At 67.7% G+C, this 18299-nt stretch carries 19 protein-coding genes; 5 read left to right on the plus strand and 14 right to left on the minus strand.

Annotated features, from left to right (window positions below; all coding sequences use genetic code 11):
* The 4 genes from A5698_RS19345 to yajC form a co-directional block, all read right to left on the minus strand.
* Nucleotides 1-1204 (minus strand): ABC transporter substrate-binding protein (locus A5698_RS19345; protein WP_084792527.1); only part of this gene is annotated, 1204 nt, incomplete at its 3' end.
* A gap of 3 nt (nt 1205-1207) precedes the next feature.
* The gene (secF, locus tag A5698_RS19350) at nt 1208-2485 is read right to left on the minus strand and encodes a protein translocase subunit SecF (RefSeq protein ID WP_068300143.1); all 1278 of its coding nucleotides are present in this window, start codon (nt 2483-2485) and stop codon (nt 1208-1210) included.
* Nucleotides 2486-2488: 3 nt separating this feature from the next.
* Entirely contained in the window at nt 2489-4288 is a 1800-nt protein-coding gene (secD, locus tag A5698_RS19355; protein WP_068300145.1) for a protein translocase subunit SecD, read from the minus strand.
* Between the two features lie 84 nt (nt 4289-4372).
* A complete protein-coding gene (gene yajC / locus A5698_RS19360) occupies nt 4373-4708 on the minus strand; it encodes a preprotein translocase subunit YajC (protein WP_067084093.1) in 336 nt (111 codons plus the stop codon).
* 302 nt (nt 4709-5010) lie between these two features.
* Between yajC and A5698_RS19365 the strand changes: the two genes are divergently transcribed.
* On the plus strand, nt 5011-6444 hold the full coding sequence (locus tag A5698_RS19365; RefSeq protein WP_068300147.1) for a gamma-aminobutyraldehyde dehydrogenase: 1434 nt from the start codon (nt 5011-5013) through the stop codon (nt 6442-6444).
* 14 nt (nt 6445-6458) lie between these two features.
* On the opposite strand, the gene A5698_RS19370 is transcribed toward A5698_RS19365, so the two are convergent.
* Both A5698_RS19370 and A5698_RS19375 read right to left on the minus strand, forming a co-directional pair.
* A complete protein-coding gene (locus A5698_RS19370) occupies nt 6459-6767 on the minus strand; it encodes a hypothetical protein (protein WP_068300148.1) in 309 nt (102 codons plus the stop codon).
* A 248-nt stretch (nt 6768-7015) separates the two neighbouring features.
* Nucleotides 7016-7771 carry a hypothetical protein gene (locus A5698_RS19375; RefSeq protein WP_068300150.1) on the minus strand — a complete coding sequence of 252 codons (756 nt, stop codon included), beginning with the start codon at nt 7769-7771 and terminating at the stop codon, nt 7016-7018.
* A 74-nt stretch (nt 7772-7845) separates the two neighbouring features.
* Between A5698_RS19375 and A5698_RS19380 the strand changes: the two genes are divergently transcribed.
* Complete coding sequence (locus A5698_RS19380; protein ID WP_068300152.1) at nt 7846-8472, plus strand: maleylpyruvate isomerase N-terminal domain-containing protein; 627 nt, start codon at nt 7846-7848, stop codon at nt 8470-8472.
* A gap of 149 nt (nt 8473-8621) precedes the next feature.
* Complete coding sequence (gene car / locus A5698_RS19385) at nt 8622-12143, plus strand: carboxylic acid reductase (RefSeq protein ID WP_068300154.1); 3522 nt, start codon at nt 8622-8624, stop codon at nt 12141-12143.
* Between the two features lie 76 nt (nt 12144-12219).
* Here the strand turns inward: car and A5698_RS19390 are convergent, their stop codons facing one another.
* From A5698_RS19390 to A5698_RS19415, 6 genes are all read right to left on the minus strand, one after another.
* Nucleotides 12220-12600: a DUF1304 domain-containing protein gene (locus A5698_RS19390; protein ID WP_068300157.1), complete on the minus strand. Its 381-nt coding sequence runs from the start codon at nt 12598-12600 to the stop codon at nt 12220-12222.
* Nucleotides 12600-13238: a hypothetical protein gene (locus A5698_RS19395; RefSeq protein ID WP_068300159.1), complete on the minus strand. Its 639-nt coding sequence runs from the start codon at nt 13236-13238 to the stop codon at nt 12600-12602. Before A5698_RS19395 ends, A5698_RS19390 begins: the two co-directional genes overlap by 1 nt.
* Nucleotides 13239-13249: 11 nt before the next feature.
* Entirely contained in the window at nt 13250-14314 is a 1065-nt protein-coding gene (gene ruvB / locus A5698_RS19400) for a Holliday junction branch migration DNA helicase RuvB (RefSeq protein ID WP_068300160.1), read from the minus strand.
* Nucleotides 14311-14898, minus strand: coding sequence for a Holliday junction branch migration protein RuvA (gene ruvA, locus A5698_RS19405; protein WP_068300162.1), 588 nt, complete (start codon nt 14896-14898; stop codon nt 14311-14313). Before ruvA ends, ruvB begins: the two co-directional genes overlap by 4 nt.
* Nucleotides 14895-15461: a crossover junction endodeoxyribonuclease RuvC gene (ruvC, locus tag A5698_RS19410; protein WP_068300174.1), complete on the minus strand. Its 567-nt coding sequence runs from the start codon at nt 15459-15461 to the stop codon at nt 14895-14897. The genes ruvA and ruvC overlap by 4 nt, the downstream gene beginning before the upstream one ends.
* Before the next feature lie 74 nt (nt 15462-15535).
* Complete coding sequence (locus A5698_RS19415; protein ID WP_068300164.1) at nt 15536-15844, minus strand: hypothetical protein; 309 nt, start codon at nt 15842-15844, stop codon at nt 15536-15538.
* 125 nt (nt 15845-15969) lie between these two features.
* Between A5698_RS19415 and A5698_RS19420 the strand changes: the two genes are divergently transcribed.
* Nucleotides 15970-17199: a mechanosensitive ion channel family protein gene (locus tag A5698_RS19420; RefSeq protein WP_068300165.1), complete on the plus strand. Its 1230-nt coding sequence runs from the start codon at nt 15970-15972 to the stop codon at nt 17197-17199.
* 8 nt (nt 17200-17207) lie between these two features.
* Here A5698_RS19420 and A5698_RS19425 read toward each other — a convergent pair whose 3' ends face one another.
* On the minus strand, nt 17208-17531 hold the full coding sequence (locus A5698_RS19425; RefSeq protein WP_068300168.1) for a hypothetical protein: 324 nt from the start codon (nt 17529-17531) through the stop codon (nt 17208-17210).
* A 43-nt stretch (nt 17532-17574) separates the two neighbouring features.
* Between A5698_RS19425 and A5698_RS19430 the strand changes: the two genes are divergently transcribed.
* Entirely contained in the window at nt 17575-17976 is a 402-nt protein-coding gene (locus A5698_RS19430) for a YybH family protein (RefSeq protein WP_068300170.1), read from the plus strand.
* Here the strand turns inward: A5698_RS19430 and A5698_RS19435 are convergent.
* A partial coding sequence (locus A5698_RS19435) for a YebC/PmpR family DNA-binding transcriptional regulator (RefSeq protein WP_197506835.1) occupies nt 17973-18299 on the minus strand: 327 nt, incomplete at its 5' end. The two genes, A5698_RS19430 and A5698_RS19435, sit on opposite strands and share 4 nt — an antisense overlap.

Here is an 18299-nt window from a genome sequence, read left to right on the forward strand (position 1 = left end):
CGGTCAACGGACGCGCGTTGAGCGCGGCCCGCGCGGCATCGGGGTTGGCCGCGACGAACTGCCCGGGTTCGGGCCCTCCCTCGGCGGCGCTGTACGCGTCCTCGGTCGCCGGGTTGAGCCGCGAGTTGGCGATCGGCTGCTCGGCGTTGCGGGCGATCACGTCGCGCGGTGTGCACAGGGCCAGGGCACGACGGGCCGGCGTCGCGGCCAATGGCCCCTGCGGCGCGAAGATGAGCTGTTCGATCCCGGCCGACGGGGCGTCGGTGCGCACGTAGTCGTCGGGCATGTTCAGCGTCCCCGACGAGCCGGTGGCGATGTCGACGACGTCGTAGGACCCCTGGTTGACGCGCTCCTGGATGTCGGCGCCGCGCGGCCACACGGTCACCTTGTCGGTGACGGGCTTCGCGCCCCACCATTTGTCGTTGGCGACGAGAACGACCGCACCGTCCCCCGTCACCTCGTCCAGCTTGTACGGCCCCGACGAGGGGAACTTCTTCAGGTCGACGTCGGGTTTGAGGTTCCAGCCCGTGTTCCAGACCTGGGCGATGCGCTCCACAACGGGAGCGTCGTTCTCCAGAATCGCCCGGGTGACGCCGTCGTCGCCGAGACCCAGCTGGTCGGCGATCACGTGCGACGGCATGATCGACGTCGCCGAGAACAATTGGCCGAAGTCGACGAACCCGCGCTCGGGAGCGAACGACACCCGCGCCTTCTTCTGCCCCGGCGCGCAGTCCACCGAGGCGATATCGCCGTAACCGGCGCGGTCCGCGGCGTCGAAGGTCGGGAACCGGCCGGACTGCGACGCCCACGCCAACACGAGGTCGTCGCACGTGATCGGCTTGTCGTCGGAATAGACGGCCGCGGCGTTGATCTCGTAGTCGAGCACCAGCGGTTGCCTGCCGACGACGGAGATGGTTCCGAAGTCGTGATCGCCGACGATCTGGCCGTCGGGCCCGTGATAGTTGAAGCCCGTCAGCACCCGCGCGAACGCCTGCGGGCCGCCCGACGCGGCACCGGCGACGGTGTTGGTGTTGTAGGTGATCAGCGTTCCGTCGACGGCGTAGTCGATGCTGTCGGCGGGGCTGCGGCTACAGGCCGACGCCAACGCCGCGGCGAGCACCAGGACGGCCGCCAGAACGCCGCAACGCCGGATCGGACTCACTTCCCTCGCGGGCCCGGTGCCCGCCCGAATGCCGGCGCTCATGCCCTACCGCCGCCGGGTGTTGCGCTTGCCCGACGGGCGTCCGGTCCGGCTGCTGGTCGGCCGCACCGGCCGCGCACCCGGCGCGGGTTTGTCGGGCGGTGGTGCGGTGTCCGCGTGTGCGGCGGACTCGGCGCGCGCCGCGGCGCCGACGGTCTCCGGCTCGTCGACTTCGTCGGCCTCGGCGGCCTCGGCGGCCCGGGCGGTCGCGTTCTTGCGGCGGTTCATCACCCGGCGGGTGTGGTTGCGCACCAGGTCGGTCCGCTCGCGCAACGTCACCAGCAGCGGCGTCGCGAAGAAGATCGACGAGTAGGTGCCGACGACGACGCCGACCAACTGCACCAGCGCGAGGTCCATCAGCGTGCCCACGCCGAGCAGCCACACCGCCACCACCATCAGCGCGATGATCGGCAACACGGAGATGAGGCTGGTGTTGATCGAGCGCATGAAGGTCTGGTTGACCGCGAGGTTGGCCTGTTCGGCGAAGGTTCGCCGGGTGGTGTGCTCGAAGCCGTGGGTGTTCTCCTCGACCTTGTCGAACACGATGACGGTGTCGTACAGCGAGAAGCCGAGGATGGTCAGCAGACCGATCACCGTCGCCGGGGTGACCTCGAAGCCGACGAGCGAGTACACACCTGCGGTGACCACCAGGTCGAACACCAGCGTCGCCATCGCCGCGATCGACATATAGCGCTCGTAGCGCACCATGATGTAGAGCGTCGCGAGGACCAGGAACACCACCAGCGCGATCAACGCCTTCTGCGTGATCTGGCCGCCCCACGTCTCCGACACCGCCGAATCGCTGATGGCCAGCTTGCTCGGCTGCCCGTCCGATCCCCTCGGCTTGAAGGCGTCGAACAGCGCGGTGCGCAGCTCTTCGGTCTCCTCGTTGGTCAGCGTCTCGGAGCGGATCTGCACGGTGGCCGATCCGCCGCTGCCGACGACGACCACCGACTCCGGGCTCTTACCCAGCGTCTTGCTGAACACGTCCTCGACCTGCTGGGTGGTCACGGTGCCCGACTCGGTCACGCTCGGCATCGACACCTTGGTGCCGCCCTCGAAGTCGATCCCGAAGGTGAAGCCGCGCAACAGCATGCTCGCCACGCACACCGCGACGATCGCACCGCTGACGATGTACCAGAGCTTCCGTTTCCCGATGACCTCGAAGGCACCGGTGCCGGTGTAGAGCCGGACGAAGAAGCCGTGATGCGGCGTCGCCGATTCGATGTCGGGCGCCTCTACGGCGCCGGTCTGCTGTTCTTCCGATGACTGCTTGGCCGCCATGAGTTAGTCCCGTCCCGTCGCGTGCGCGGCCGCTCGTCGCTCCCTGGCGATCTGTTGCACCGCACCGAGTCCGTTCAGCGAAGGCTTGGCCAGTGTCGGCGACTTCGACGCCAGGTACACCAGCGGCCACGTCACGAGGAACACCACGACAACGTCGAGAATCGTGGTCAACCCGAGGGTGAACGCGAAGCCCTTGACCTGTCCGACCGCGAGGACGTACAGCACCGCCGCGGCCAGCAGCGTCACCGCGTTGCCGGACACGATCGTCTTGCGGGCCCTCGCCCAGCCTCGCGGCACCGCCGAGCGGAACGAACGCCCTTCGCGGATCTCGTCTTTGATGCGTTCGAAGAACACCACGAACGAGTCGGCCGTCATACCGATACCAATGATCAGACCGGCGATGCCTGCCAGGTCGAGCGTGTAGCCGATCCATCTGCCGAGTAGCACGAGGATCGCGTAGACCATGACGCCGGACGCGACCAGCGACAATGCGGTCAACACCCCCAGCATCCGGTAGTAGAGCAACGAGTAGATCAACACCAGCGCCAGCCCGACCGCACCGGCGATCAAGCCCGCCCGCAGCGACGACAGACCCAACGTGGCGGAAACGGTTTCGGCCTCCGACGACTCGAAGGACAGCGGCAGCGAACCGTACTTGAGCACGTTGGCCAGTTCACGGGCCGTCTGCTGGGTGAACTGACCGCTGATCTGGGTGCGTCCGCCGGGGATCGCCTCCCGAATCTCCGGCGCGCTCATCACTTTCGAGTCGAGCACGAACGCGGTCTGTGTCCCGACGTTGGCGGCGGTGAAGTCCGCCCAGGTCTTGGCGCCCTCGCCCTTGAACTGGAGGTTGACGACGTACTCGCCGCGCTGCTGGTCGAGCCCCGAGGTGGCGTCCTCGATCTGCTCACCGTTGATGATCGACTTGTCCAGCAGATACACGTTGCCGTCCCGACCGCAGGTGATCAGCGGAAGGTTCGGGTCGTCGTTGCCTGCCAGGACGTCGTCCTCGTTGCACCGCGTCGCCTGGAACTGCAGGGCGAGGATCTGGATCTGCTGATCCGTGCTCTGCCGCAACTGCTTCTCGTCGGCGATGCGCTGCGCCAGCGGAACATCCTCGGGCGAGGGCGGCTTGGTCTGTGTCGGCGACGGCGCGGGGCTCTCCGGTGCCGGCGCGGGGCTCCCGGGTGCCGGCGAAGGTGGCGGAGGTGGCGGCGGGGCCGGCTGTGCCGGCGGCTCCTGCGGATACGGCCGCGGCTGCGGGGCGCCCGGCGGCGCGGGCTGCGCAGGCGGCTGTTCACCACCGGGCGGCTGCTGACCGGCCGGCGGTTCGGCGCCCGGTGCACCCGGCATCCCGGGCATTCCGGGGATCGGACCACCCGGCGGCGCGTCCGGCGGACCCTCCGTCTCACCCGGCATCTCGGCGGGCATCACGTGCACCACGGGACGGATGTACAGCCGCGCGGTCTGGCCCAGGTTGCGGGCCTCGCTGCTCTCGCTGCCGGGCACCGTGATCACGAGGTTGTTGCCGTCGATGATCACCTCGGAACCGGACACGCCGAGGCCGTTGACCCGGTCGTTGATGATCTGTTGCGCCTGGTTCAGCGCCTCGCGGGTGGGCGGCGAGCCGTCGGGCGTGCGCGCGGTCAGGGTGACGCGGGTTCCGCCCTGCAGGTCAATACCGAGCTTGGGCTCGGCCTTCTTGTCTCCGGTCAGGAAGACCAGGCAGTAGGCGCCGACGAGCAGCGCCAGGAACAGTGACAGGTAGCGGGCAGGGTGCACCGGCGTCGAAGACGATGCCACGTTTTGTCAGGTCTCCTCGAGATCGGTCCGTCAGCACAGCACCGCAAAGACTACGGGCTCGAGCTGTGATTTCCGCCCGCGGACTCAGCCGTCGGTCTTGGTGTTCGGGCTTTCGGTGAGCTCGACCGCGGTCGACTCGGGCTCGTCGTCGTCGAACTCGTCGTCCTCGGTGATGCGGTCACGCACCGCGAGCTTCATCCAGGTGGTGACGACACCCGGCGCGATCTCGAGCTCCACCTCATCGTCGGTGATGCCCTTGATGGTTCCGACCAGACCGGACGTGGTGTGCACGCGGTCGTCGATCTGAAGCGAATTGTGCAGGTCGATGGTGGCCTGCATCGCCTTCTTCTGTCGGCGCGAGGCGAAGAACATGAACGCACCCAGCACGATGAGCAGGGGGAGGAAGACAACCAAATCCATGGCGATGAAATCTTTCGTTAGGTCTTGTGGTCACGGCGCAGCGCCGGTAGGGGCGCGCACCCATAAGTGACCAGTGTGCCATTGCGGCCTTGCCCGGCGACCAGCCGACCACGACGAACCCGCGAATTCACCGCCGCGCGGATCCGCCTCGCCACCTTGGTCGACGAATTTCGTTGCGGTTACCCGCGGTGGCTACGGATTACGCCACATCCTGGCGGGGTTATCGACCGGATCGGTGCTGTTTTGGTTAGGCTTCTTGCTCGATGAGCGGCGTCGAGACCTCTGACTCACAAGGAGATCGAATGACAACGGTCCAGAACTTCATCGGCGGCGAGAGCGTCGACTCGGTCAGCGGCGCCACCATGCCGCTGGTCGATCCGTCGACCGGTGAGCAGTACGGCACCGCGCCGATCTCGAACGAGGCCGACATCGACAACGCCTACGCCGCCGCATCCAAGGCGTTCGCCGACTGGAAACGCACCACTCCCTCGGTGCGGCAGAAGGCGTTGCTGGACTTCGCCGATGACGTCGAAAAGCACGCGGAAGAACTCGTGGCCGCCGAGGGTCGCAACACCGGCAAGCCCAACCACGTGACGATGGCCGAAGAGATCCCGCCGATGGTCGACCAGATCCGGTTCTTCGCCGGCGCCGCGCGGATGCTGGAGGGCAAGTCGGCCGGCGAGTACATGGAGAACCACACGTCGTGGATCCGCCGCGAACCGGTCGGCGTGGTCGGCCAGGTGACGCCGTGGAACTACCCGATGATGATGGCGATCTGGAAGTTCGTGCCCGCGGTCGCAGCGGGCAACACCGTCGTCATCAAGCCCAGCGACACGACCCCGGTCACGACCGTGATGTTGGCCGAGATCGCGGCCCGGCACTTTCCGCCCGGAGTGTTGAATGTCGTTTGCGGAGACCGTGATACGGGTGCGACCGTGGTGGCGCACCCTACGCCGCAGATGGTGTCGATCACCGGGTCCGTCGCCGCCGGTCGCGCGGTGGCCGTCAGCGCCGGCGGGCACCTCAAGCGCACACACCTGGAGTTGGGCGGCAAAGCGCCGGTGATCGTGTTCGACGACAGCGACATCGCGTCGGCGGCCGAAGGCATCGCGACGGCGGGTTATTTCAACGCCGGCCAGGACTGCACCGCGGCCACGCGCGTGCTCGCGACCGCACGGGTCGCCTCGGACCTCACCGAGGCGCTGGCCGAGCAGGCGCGCGCGGCGACGACGACTTACGGCAAGCCCGCCGACGACGAGGACGCATGGGTGCCTCCGGTGAACAACGCCAACCAGTTGGAGCGGGTGCTGGGATTCCTTGGCGACGTGCCCTCGCACGCGACGGTCGCGGTCGGCGGAGGACGGCAGGGAGACAAGGGTTTCTACGTCGAACCGACGGTGATCGGCGGCCTGCGCCAGGACGACCGCTTGGTCCAGCAGGAGATCTTCGGCCCGGTCATCACCGTGCAGTCCTTCTCCGACGAGGACGAGGCGATCGCGTGGGCCAACGGGACCGAGTACGGGTTGGCGTCGTCGGTGTGGACGCGTGATGTGTCACGGGCACTGCGCGTTTCAGCGGCCCTCGACTTCGGGTGCGTGTGGATCAACACGCACATCCCGCTGGTGGCCGAGATGCCGCACGGCGGGTTCAAGTCCTCGGGACACGGTAAGGACCTGTCGATGTACGGGTTCGAGGACTACACCCGCATCAAGCACGTCATGGCCTATACGGGCTGACAAATCGCAGCCGCCTAGAAGACCTTGACGCCGATCAGCGTGGCGACGAAGCGGTAGATGTCGTCGGCGGTGAGTTCGACGCCACCGACCTCGACGTCGATCAGGTCGGACAGCAGGTCGTCGGTCGGCTTCCAGCAGCGCTCGGCGATCTTGACGTCGATGTACTGGAACAGCGCCTCTTCGTCGTGCGGGGTCATCGGACCGGCGGCCAGACGGGCGAACATCGGCCACTCCTCCTGCGGGAAGCCGAACGCTTCGCACACTGCGGTGGCCGAATTTTGCCGTGCGACAACGGAATCGGTGATACCAGGCCTGTCGGGCATGGTGGGCCTCCTGACAAAGAGCTACGTCGGCTATCGGACGCCACCAAGGTGATGATCGAAAAGGCGCACGTCGAATCAGATACCTAGCCAGGCTAGTTTCCATGCAGGCCCCTGGCAGTCATGCAGGTCACAGCGACGCGGTGAAACTCGTCGCAGGGACCGCGCCTGTGGGATCTGCGTCACCCCAACAGGATCGGCCAGCGCAAAGCGCCCCGGACGTCGAACGTCCGGGGCGCCTTGGTGGAGAGTTACCGGTGGGCGAGTCGCCCGCCGCGATCGCCGCGTGAGCGGAACATATCCCGCCAATTGCGCCGACGCGGTTGTGCGGCCTCGGCTGTCGGCCCGATCACTTCGGTCCGCTGCTCGGCCAGGGCGGGCTGACCGGCGACCGGATCCGTGTGGCCGGCGACCGGACCGGTGACGGGCCCGGTGTGGCCCGCAACCGGAGTCGGTTCGGCCGTCGCCACCGGCGCGTGCTCGTCGGCGGTCGTGTGCGCGGTCACGGGCCGATCGGCCCACTCGACGTCGCGCACACTGCGCACCGAGATGCGGCCGAGCGCCGCGGCACCCAGGAACACGATCAACGCGCCCAGGCCGTAGAAGAACATCAACTCGAGCGCGATGCGCTTGGCCTCGGTCGCGGCGACAGGCGAACCCGCGTCACCGAGGTTCAACGGACCGGCGACCGCGCGGCCGACGATGAACCACACGCCGCCCGCAACCGCGAGCCACCCACCGAGCGAAGCCGTCGCACGGTTGCGCGACATCAGCAGCAGCAGGCCGCCCAGCACGGTCACCGCCCCCGGCAGCACTTCCAGCCAGCCGCGGCCGGTCGTCCACATCCAGGGCTGATCGGGGCTGTACGCGAAGTTGAACAGCGGGCCGATGAAGGGAGCCAGTGCGCCCCAGGCGCCCAGCAGGATCAACAGGAATCCACTCGTGGCCCCGCGACTGCGCGGCATTCGCATCCGCCCACCTCGGGGATGTACTCGCGTCTCGGTCATGATGCCTCCTTGGTCGTGAGGCGTGGTTACCCGCGCTGACGCATACGTAACCGGTCGGTGGCTAGGTTGGCGCCATGCGACTCGACGGTGACGCAGCCCGCCGCGTCCTGGCCGACGCGTGGCAGCGGTGGGCTCGACGGTGCGCAGAACTGACGGCCGACGAATGGTCCACACCCACGCGCTGCGGGGGCTGGGACGTCGCGGCGCTGCTCGCCCACGTCTGCCCGGAACCGGCCATGTTCGACCGTCTCACCGGCGCTGTGATCGACGGTCCCGCCGCCGTCACCGACGCGGCGACCCTGCTGCGCCGCTTCAACGAACCCGACGGAGTCGCCAACACCAACGCTGAAAGCCTTGCCGAACAAGCAGTTTCGGAGTCCGCAGCGCTGACACCGCGGGCGGCAGCCCGGCGATTCGAAGAGAGCGCGCGGGTGCTGCGTGCCACGCCGATGACCACGGAGACCACGATCGCGTATCCGGTCGTCGGCAGCACGACGCTGGCCGTCGTCGCTGAGACCGCGCTCATGGAGGCGACGGTGCACCTGCTCGACCTCGCCGATGCGGTCGGCGGCGTCGAACCGTCGGCGGAGGCGCTGAACGCCACGCGGGACCTGTTGATCTGCGTGCCCGATGCGACGCTGGCCGTCGAGGTGCTCGCAGGGCGCGCCGATCCCGCGAGGGTGTTCCCGGCGATCCGCTGACCAGGCGCGGCGGGCTCTGGCAGAAAGCGCTGCTCGTGCTCACAGCAAGTTCCCAGCCGCCGAGGGAATACTTTTAGTTCGACTATCGATGTTTTTGATGGACGCAATGTCGCGCCCCCACAATCCACATTCGTCCGAAGGATTTCTTGATGACGACTGATACCCGCGAGGCGCGCCTCGAGCGCCGTATTTCCGATTTGTTCGAAACCGATCCGCAGTTCGCCGCCGCACGACCTTCAGAGCAGGTCGCAGAGGCCATCGAAGCGACCGACCTCTCCGTCCCCGAGCTCATCCGAACCATCTTCGACGGCTACGCCGACCGCCCGGCGCTCGGTGAACGCGCCGTCGACTTCCTCACCGATCCGGGGACCGGACGTACGACCGCCCAACTGCTCCCCCGGTTCGACACCATCACCTATCGCGAGTTGGCAGACCGCGTCCAGGCAGCGGCCGCCGCGTTGGCGGGAGCCTCGGTACGCACGGGTGACCGTGTCGCGATCGTCGGGTTCACCAGCATCGACTACACGACCGTCGACATGGCGCTACTGCACCTCGGCGCCGTCTCCGTGCCTCTGCAGACCAGCGCGGCCGTAGCCCAGCTGCAGCCGATCGCCGTCGAGACCAAACCGGTGGCCATGGCGTCGAGTGTGGATTTCCTCGACGACGCGGTCGAGGTGATGCTCACCGGCCACCTCCCGCAACACCTGATCGTGTTCGACTACCACCCCGAGGTCGACGACCACCGCGCCGCACTCGACGCCGCGAAGGCGCGCCTCGGCGAAACCGGTGTTCGGGTCGAGACTTTGGACGATGTGATCGTCCGCGGCCGTGCGCTGCCGGCACCCGCGCCCGCCGACCTCGACGACGACGAGCTCGCGCTGTTGATCTACACCTCGGGCAGCACCGGCGCGCCGAAGGGCGCGATGTACCAGCGCACGATGGTGGCCAACTCGTGGCGCCGGTCGAGCATGGCGATGTGGGGCGGCGGACAGGCGCTTCCGTCGATCACGTTGAACTTCATGCCGATGAGCCACATGATGGGCCGCGGCATCCTGTACGCCACTCTGGGTGCAGGCGGTACCGCGTATTTCGTTGCCAGAAGCGATCTCTCGACGTTCCTCGACGACATCGCGCTGGTGCGTCCCACGCAGCTGAGCTTCGTGCCGCGCATCTGGGACATGATGTTCCAGCAGTTCCAGAGCGAGGTCGACCGCCGTACCGCCGACGGTGTGGACCGCTGGGCAGCCGAAACCGATGTGCTCGCCGATCTGCGACAGAACCTGTTGGGCGGCCGGTTCGTCTCGGCGATGACGGGGTCCGCACCGATCTCGCCGGAGATGAAGACGTTCGTCGAATCGCTGCTCGACCTGCACCTGACCGACGGCTACGGATCCACGGAAGCCGGTGCGGTTTTCGTCGACGGACAGGTGTCGCGGCCGCCGGTCATCGACTACCGGTTGGCCGACGTCCCCGATCTCGGGTACTACCACACCGACCGTCCGTATCCGCGCGGCGAACTGCTCGTGAAGTCGGAGACGATGTTCCCCGGCTATTACAAGCGGCCCGAGATCACCGCGTCGGTGTTCGACGCCGACGGCTACTACAAGACCGGCGACATCGTGGCCGAGGTCGGGCCGGACCAGTTGGTCTATCTCGACCGTCGCAACAACGTGCTCAAACTGTCGCAGGGCGAGTTCGTCACGGTCGCCAAACTCGAGGCGGCGTTCGGTACCAGCCCGCTGATCCGCCAGATCTTCGTCTACGGCAACAGCGCCCGCTCCTACCTGCTCGCGGTGATCGTGCCGACCGACGACGCGCTCGCCCGCTACGACGGCGAGGCCTTGAAGACCACGATCAGCGAATCCCTGCAGGACGTCGCGAGATCGGCCGGCCTGCAGTCGTATGAGATTCCGCGCGACTTCATCGTCGAGACAACGCCGTTCACGCTCGAGAACGCGCTGCTCACGGGTATTCGCAAGCTTGCGCGTCCGAAGCTCAAGGAGCACTACGGCGAACGCTTGGAGGCGCTCTACACCGAGCTGGCCGACAGCCAGGCCGCAGAACTGCGCGCCCTGCGCCAACACGGCGCCGAGAAGCCGGTCATCGAGACGATCAGCCGGGCCGCCGGCGCCCTGCTGGGCGCGACGGCCGCCGATCTGCAGCCCGATGCGCACTTCACCGACCTCGGCGGGGATTCGTTGTCCGCGTTGACCTTCGGCAACCTGCTGAACGAGATCTACGACATCGAGGTGCCGGTCGGCGTCATCGTCAGCCCGGCGAACGATCTGGCGGCACTCGCCGCCTACATCGAATCGGCGCGCGAACCCGGTTCCAAGAGGCCGACATTCGCATCGGTGCACGGTCGGGACGCCACCGAGGTACACGCGAGCGACCTGACACTGAACAAGTTCCTCGACGACGCCACCCTGACGGCTGCGCCGTCGCTGCCCGGCCCGAGCACCGAGGTGCGCACCGTGCTGTTGACCGGCGCGACGGGCTTTTTGGGCCGCTATCTGGCGCTGGAGTGGCTCGAGCGCATGGCAATGGTGGGCGGCAAGGTGATCTGCCTGGTGCGCGCGAAGGACGATGCGTCGGCGCGCGACCGGCTGGACCGGACGTTCGACTCGGGCGATCCCCGATTGCTGCGTCATTACCGGGAATTGGCCGCCGATCATCTCGAGGTCATCGCCGGCGACAAGGGTGAGGCCGATCTCGGCCTCGACCGCCGGACGTGGCAGCGGCTCGCCGACACGGTGGACCTGATCGTCGACCCGGCCGCGTTGGTCAACCACGTACTGCCCTACAGCCAGCTGTTCGGGCCCAACGCCGTCGGCACCGCCGAACTGATCCGCATCGCGTTGACGACGAAGATCAAGCCGTTCGTGTACGTATCGACGATCGGTGTCGGCGCGGGCATCGCCCCCGGACAATTCACCGAGGACGGCGACATCCGAGTGATCAGCGCGACGCGCCAGGTCGACGACACCTATGCCAACGGCTACGGCAATAGCAAGTGGGCCGGTGAGGTGCTGCTGCGCGAGGCGCACGACCTGTGCGGGCTGCCGGTCGCGGTCTTCCGTTGCGACATGATCCTGGCCGACACCACTTACGCGGGTCAGCTCAACGTGCCGGACATGTTCACGCGGTTGATCCTGAGCCTCGTCGCGACCGGCATCGCGCCCTTCTCGTTCTACGAGGTCGACGAGAACGGCCACCGCCAACGCGCGCACTACGACGGTCTCCCCGTCGAGTTCATCGCAGACGCCATCTCGACACTGGGCGCGCAGGTCGGCCACGACGGCGGACCGGGCTTCGAGACGTATCACGTCATGAACCCCTACGACGACGGCATCGGGCTCGACGAGTTCGTCGACTGGCTGGTCGACGCCGGATATCCGGTCGAACGGGTCGGTGACTACGCCACGTGGTTACAGCGGTTCGACACTGCGATCCGCGGGTTGCCCGAACGACAGCGGCAGGCGTCGCTGCTCCCGCTGCTGCACAACTACCAGCGGCCCGAGACCCCGATCCGGGGTTCGATGGCGCCGACCGATCGGTTCCGCACCGCCGTGCAGGACGCGAAGATCGGTCCGGACAAAGACATTCCGCACGTGACGCGTGACGTCATCGTCAAGTACGTCACCGACCTGCAGCTGCTGGGATTGCTTTAGGGCGACGTCGAACGTGCGGCCGCTGCGAGATCTCCCCGACAAGACCGCAGTGGCCGCACGTTCGGCGCACCCGGCCCTACAGCGACACAGCCAGGATCAGCAACACGATCGCGATCAGCGGGAAGATCCCCTGTGTCACAGCGGCCCTGGCCTTGTCCGGTGAGGACAGCAACAGCACCAGCGCCGCGGCCAGCATGGAGCCGACACCGGCGAAGATCAGCGCGAGGCCGACCCAGCCGAGGCCGCCGATGACGATCCCTGCGATCGTGATGATGGCCAGAAACAGGTTGTAGAAGCCCTGGTTGAACGCCAACTCCTTGGTGGCCAACGCCTGTTCCTCGGTGAGGCCGAACGTCGCCCTGGTGCGCGGCGACGTCCACGTCAGCGACTCCATGACCCAGATGTAGATGTGCAGCAGGGCCGCAAGCCCCGCGAAGAACAAACCGGCATAACCCATCACACGCCCACGCTTTCCACTCGAACCACCGGCGGTATCGCCAACATGACCAGGCCGATCAGCGCCATCCAAACCACCACGGCGTACGCACCGGGCAGCCCGATCCAGGTGTGCAGCAGTGCAGGCACGCCGAGCACCGCAAGGGCCGCCGACCACTTCGGCAGCACACCGGTGCGCCAGACGATGTAGGCGGTGGCGAATATCAGTGCGGCCGAGCCGATGTGGCTGTAGTGATAGAGCCACACCGCCAGGCCGAGGAACGGCTGCGAGTAGGACGTCACGGTGAGATCGTCGAACCGCACGATGGCGGCCGGAATCGCGACCTCGGCGGCCAGCCCGGCCGCGGTCAGCGCGAGGAAAATCGCACCGCCCAGCGCCGCGGTGTACACCGCGCCGGTGGGCCCGGCCGCCGACCGCAACACCGATACGAGCACCCCGACGAACAGCAGGCCGAAAAGCAGATGCAGCAGCGGCAGGGTGCCGTTCAGGGTGAGAAACGTTGCCGCATGGTCGAAATAAGCGTCCACTCCGCCGGCGTCTTGCGGCGTCTCGGGTGAGCCGACCAGATACGCCGGCACGATCACACCTGCGGAGGCCACGCCGAGCAACCCGCCCAGCCTGATCGTGCCGCTGCCCATCGCCGTCCTCCTCAGTCGAAAAGACCCGCCTGTCCCAAACCCGTCACTCCGCTCGGCGGGGTAAGGCCGAGATGTGTCCACGCCTGTGCGGTGGCCACGCGTCCCCGGGGTGTGCGCGCGATCATCCCGGCGCGCACGAGGAACGGCTCACACACCTCTTCCACCGTCGTCGCCTCCTCGCCGACCGCAACCGCGAGAGTGGACACGCCGACCGGGCCCCCGCCGAAACTGCGTGTCAGCGCGGACAATACGGCGCGGTCGAGCCGGTCGAGGCCGAGCTCGTCGACGTCGTAGACCTCCAGCGCCGCCTTGGCGATATCGCGGGTGATCACGCCGTCGGCGCGCACCTCTGCGTAGTCGCGGACCCGGCGCAGCAGCCGGTTGGCGATGCGCGGCGTTCCCCGCGAGCGGCGCGCGATCTCGGCTCCCGCGTCGGCGCCCAACTGGATGCCGAGGATGCCCGCCGAACGCGACAGCACCCGCTCGAGTTCGGAGGGTTCGTAGAAGTCCATGTGGGCGGTGAAACCGAACCGGTCGCGCAACGGCCCCGTCAGCGCGCCCGATCGGGTGGTGGCCCCGACGAGGGTGAACGGCGCGACATCGAGCGGAATCGAGGTGGCCCCGGGACCCTTCCCCACCACGACGTCGACGCGGAAGTCCTCCATCGCCAGGTACAACATCTCCTCGGCCGGACGGGCGATGCGGTGGATCTCGTCGATGAACAGCACATCGTGCTCAACGAGGTTCGACAGCATTGCCGCGAGGTCGCCGGCGCGTTCGAGTGCCGGTCCCGAGGTGACGCGCAGCGAAGATCCGAGTTCGGCGGCGATGATCATCGCCAACGACGTCTTACCCAGCCCGGGCGGGCCCGAGAGCAGGATGTGATCCGGTGTGCCGCCGCGGTTCTTGGCGCCCTCGATGACCAGTTGCAACTGCTCACGCACCCGCGGTTGGCCGATGAACTCCCGCAGCGACCGGGGGCGCAGACTCGCGTCGATATCGCCCTCGCCGACCGTCAACGCGGGAGAGACCTCACGCTGTTCGGCGTCGTCTTCGTCGTCGGTGAACCGGCTCATTTGTTACCCAGCATGGACAGCGCCGCCCGTAGCGCGGTCGACTGGTTGGCCTCGGGGTCGTTGGCCAGCACCTTGTCGGTGGCCTCCTCGGCCTGCTTGGCGGCGAACCCGAGCCCGATGAGCGCCTCGACGACCGGGCCGCGGACCGCGTGTCCGCTCGCCGTCGCTGCGCCGGACGGTGAAGCGATGCCGACCTTGTCGCGCAGGCTCAACGCCATCAGCTCGGCGGTCTTCTTCCCCACCTTCGGGATGCGGGTCAGCGCGGTGATGTCGCCCTCGCCGATGGCCTGACGCAGGGTCGGCCCGTCGTACATCGCCAGCGCTCCGAGCGCGATGCTCGGCCCGATTCCGGACACCCCGAGCAGCGTGAGGAACAGGTCGCGGGCGTCGCCGTCGGCGAAGCCGTAGAGCGTCTGGGAGTCTTCGCGCACGATCATCGCGGTGATCAACCGGGCCTCGGCGCCCCGGCGCAGCGTGGCCAGCGTCGACGGGGTGGCCATCACCTTGTAGCCGACCCCGCCCGCTTCGATCACCACGTGGTCGAGCGCGATGTCGAGAACCTCGCCGCGAACGGATGCGATCATCGTGCCGCCTTCGCTTTCGCCTTGAGCGTCGCCTTGTACTTGCGTCGTTGTTCGGCGGCCAGCGCCTCGGCCGCCGCCATCCGGGCGATCATCGGTGCGCGCCAACAATGGCAGATCGCCAGCGCCAGCGCATCGGCGGCGTCGGCCGGCGTCGGTTTGGTCTGCAGCGCAAGGATTCTGGTCACCATGGCGGTGACCTGCGCCTTGTCGGCGTTGCCGTTGCCGGTCACCGCGGCCTTCACCTCGCTGGGGGTGTGGAAATGCACGTCGATGCCGCGGCGGGCGGCCGCAAGCGCGATCACGCCGCCGGCCTGGGCGGTCCCCATCACGGTCGAGACGTTCTGCTGGGAGAACACCCGCTCGATCGCGATCACGTCGGGTTTGTGGGTGTCCATCCAGTATTCGACGGCGTCACTGATCACCAGCAGGCGACGGTGCAGGGGATCACCGGACGGGGTGCGGACCACGTCGACGTCGAGCGCGGTGACCTGGCGACCCGTGCCGCCCTCGATGACGGATAGTCCGCAGCGCGTCAACCCGGGGTCGACTCCCATCACCCGCACGTCCGGCCCTTCTGTGAACACTTGTTCGAGAGCTTAACCGCCCCGCGGGCCGGTGCCCGGCAGGACACGCCCGCTCAGATCACGAACTGCCCGCCGCGCCCGCCCGCGGCGATCTCCACCGCGATCTCGTTGATGCGGCCCTTCGACCTGTTCCATCCGCGCACCAGTTCGCGGCCCACCTGATGCCCGTCGCGTTCGATGGTGATCACCCAGCGCACCCCGCAGAACTTGGCGAGCAGCCAGAACGGCCACAGCACCACGAACAGCGCCCCAACGAGGATCTCCAGCCAACCGAAGGTGAGATCGAGCGCGTCGCCCGGAAACGGCCACCACCGCCTGGTGATCTGCCACTCGGTGCCGCCTGTGTCGCGTACCACTGCCACGCGCCAATTGTGCTTGTGGGACGGCAGAATCCGCGTCCGACGCCCCGAAGCCGATGTTTCCCTCTGCGGCAACACGGCTACGCGACAGGGGACCTGATCCCGATTCGTGGAGTGACTCCATCCCCATGCCGGACGAGACCGAACTGCAGACCGCAACCAATATCGCCGTCACCATCGCGTGGGCGGCCGGGGCTATCGCCGCCGTTTACGTGTTTGGGGTGGTGGTGACCTGGTTGATGGCGCGCATCAGTCGCCGCAGCGCACTGCTCAAAGACATCGAGGTGCTCACCCGCAAGCCGGTGCGCATGCTCCTGATGGTGATCGCGGCGTCGGTCGCGGTCCGGCGGACGTCGGACACCGCGGACTCGTGGCGCGGCTGGGTCGACCACTGGCTGCTCATCCTGATGATCGTGTCGATCACCTGGCTGGTCACCGGGCTCGTCCGCGTCGCCGAGAGGCGCATGATCGCACGCTACGGCGGCGGCGGTGAGGAGATCTCGGACGCCGACCGGCTGTGGCGGCGGGTGCGCACGCAGGTCACGGTGCTGCGCAGGCTCGCGATCGCGATCATCGTCGTCCTCGGCGGCGCTGCCATCCTCATGACGTTCCCGTCGTTCTCCGACATCGGCACCACCGTGTTCGCCTCCGCCGGTGTGCTGTCCGTGGTCGCCGGCCTGGCCGCCCAGACGTCGCTGGGTGCGGTCTTCGCCGGGATGCAGATCGCGTTCTCCGGCGCGATTCGCGTTGGCGACATCGTGCAGCTCGAAAACGGGCAGTGGTGGGGCCGCATCGAGGAGATCACGCTGACCTACGTCGTCGTGCGGATCTGGGACGAACGGCGACTGGTGCTGCCGTCGACCTACTTCACCACCGAGCCGTTCGAGAACTGGACCCGAAGCGCGACCGAGATCATGGGCGCGGTCGAGTTCGACGTCGACTTCAATGTCCCGTTCAACGACATGCGCGCCGAGTTGGACCGGCTGCTGGCCGAAAGCGACCTGTGGGACGGCCGCCGGGGCGTGCTGCAGGTGACGGACGCGGTGAGCGGCGTGGTCCGGGTGCGGATCGTCGTCAGCGCGCGCAACGCCGGCGCGCTGTTCGACCTGCAGTGCGCGGTGCGCGAGGGCCTGGTCGACTGGGTGCAGCGCACCGGCGGTGTGGTGCCGATCAAGCGCATCGAACCGGCGGCGCCCGCGCCCGAGGCGCAGACCGATCGCGAAGTCGCGGGCGAGACGAAGCGCGTCGCGGCGGGGATGTTCTCCGGCAGCCCGGAGGCCGAGGAACGCGCCAAGGCGTTCGACCACACAATCGACTGCGAAGACGACGAGCTCGTGCGGAGCAACGGCCGGGGCTGAGCCGCGCGTCAGGAGGCCGCCGACTCCTCGACGGGGTACGTACCGGCCTGCACCGACGCCGCGATCTCGTAAACGCGTTCGCCGGAGCGGCGCCAGCCGCGCACGCGTTCGCGGCCGATCCGCTCGCCGCCGCGTTCGATCACGACCGTCCACGAAACGCCCAGCCACTTCAGCAGCAGCCAGACCGGCCACATCAGCATGAACGGCAGCATGAGCAGGAAGAGGAACGCGTCGAGGGTCTCGAATCCGGTCTGCCACGGCAGGGTTCGCCACCACCAGCGCCTCACCGTCACCGTCTCCCCCTCCGGATCGGTCACCGTCACCCTGGCCATGCCGCGGTCTCCGCTCTTTCGTGGTCGTCCCGATAATGGGCCAATGACGTTCGTCGGGCCGGCCAAAGACAGACAGCTCATCCGTGAGCGCCTCGAAATCTACAGCGACGCGGTCACCCGCAAGGACCTCGACACGTACCTGGCGTGCTGGACCGAGGACGGCCGCAGGACGGGCTCGGGCGGCGAGTGTCACGGCAAGAGCGAACTGCGCGACCACTGGCACGGCATCTTCACGGCCATCGAGCAGATGGCGTTCTTCACCCAGATGGCGTCGGTGACCGTGCGTGGTGACCGCGCGGACGCACGCTCGTACTGCCTGGAGTTCATGCGCGTGCGCGACCAGCCGGTGCGCCAGCTGGTCGGCGAGTATGTCGACGAACTCGTACGCATCGACGGGAACTGGTTGTTCGCCTCCCGCCACTACCGCGTGGCGCTGCCCCTCTAGCCCTCGTTGTCGAGTTCGGCCGCGACCTCGTCGGAGATGTCGATGTTGGTGTACACGTCCTGGACGTCATCGAGGTCTTCGAGCGCGTCGACCAGCTTCATGATCTTGCGCGCGCCGTCGGCATCCAGCGGTACGGACACCGACGGCTCGAAGCCGGCCTCGGCGGACTCGTAGTCGATGCCGGCGTCCTGCAGCGCGGTGCGCACCGCGACGAGATCGGTTGGTTCGCAGAGGATCTCGAAGGAGTCGCCGAGGTCGTTGACGTCCTCGGCGCCGGCCTCGAGCACCGCCATCAGCACGTCGTCCTCGGTGAGGCCGTTCTT

Origin of the sequence: Mycobacterium sp. E136, assembly GCF_001666865.1 — a bacterium.
In the GTDB taxonomy this organism is placed as follows: Bacteria; Actinomycetota; Actinomycetes; order Mycobacteriales; family Mycobacteriaceae; genus Mycobacterium.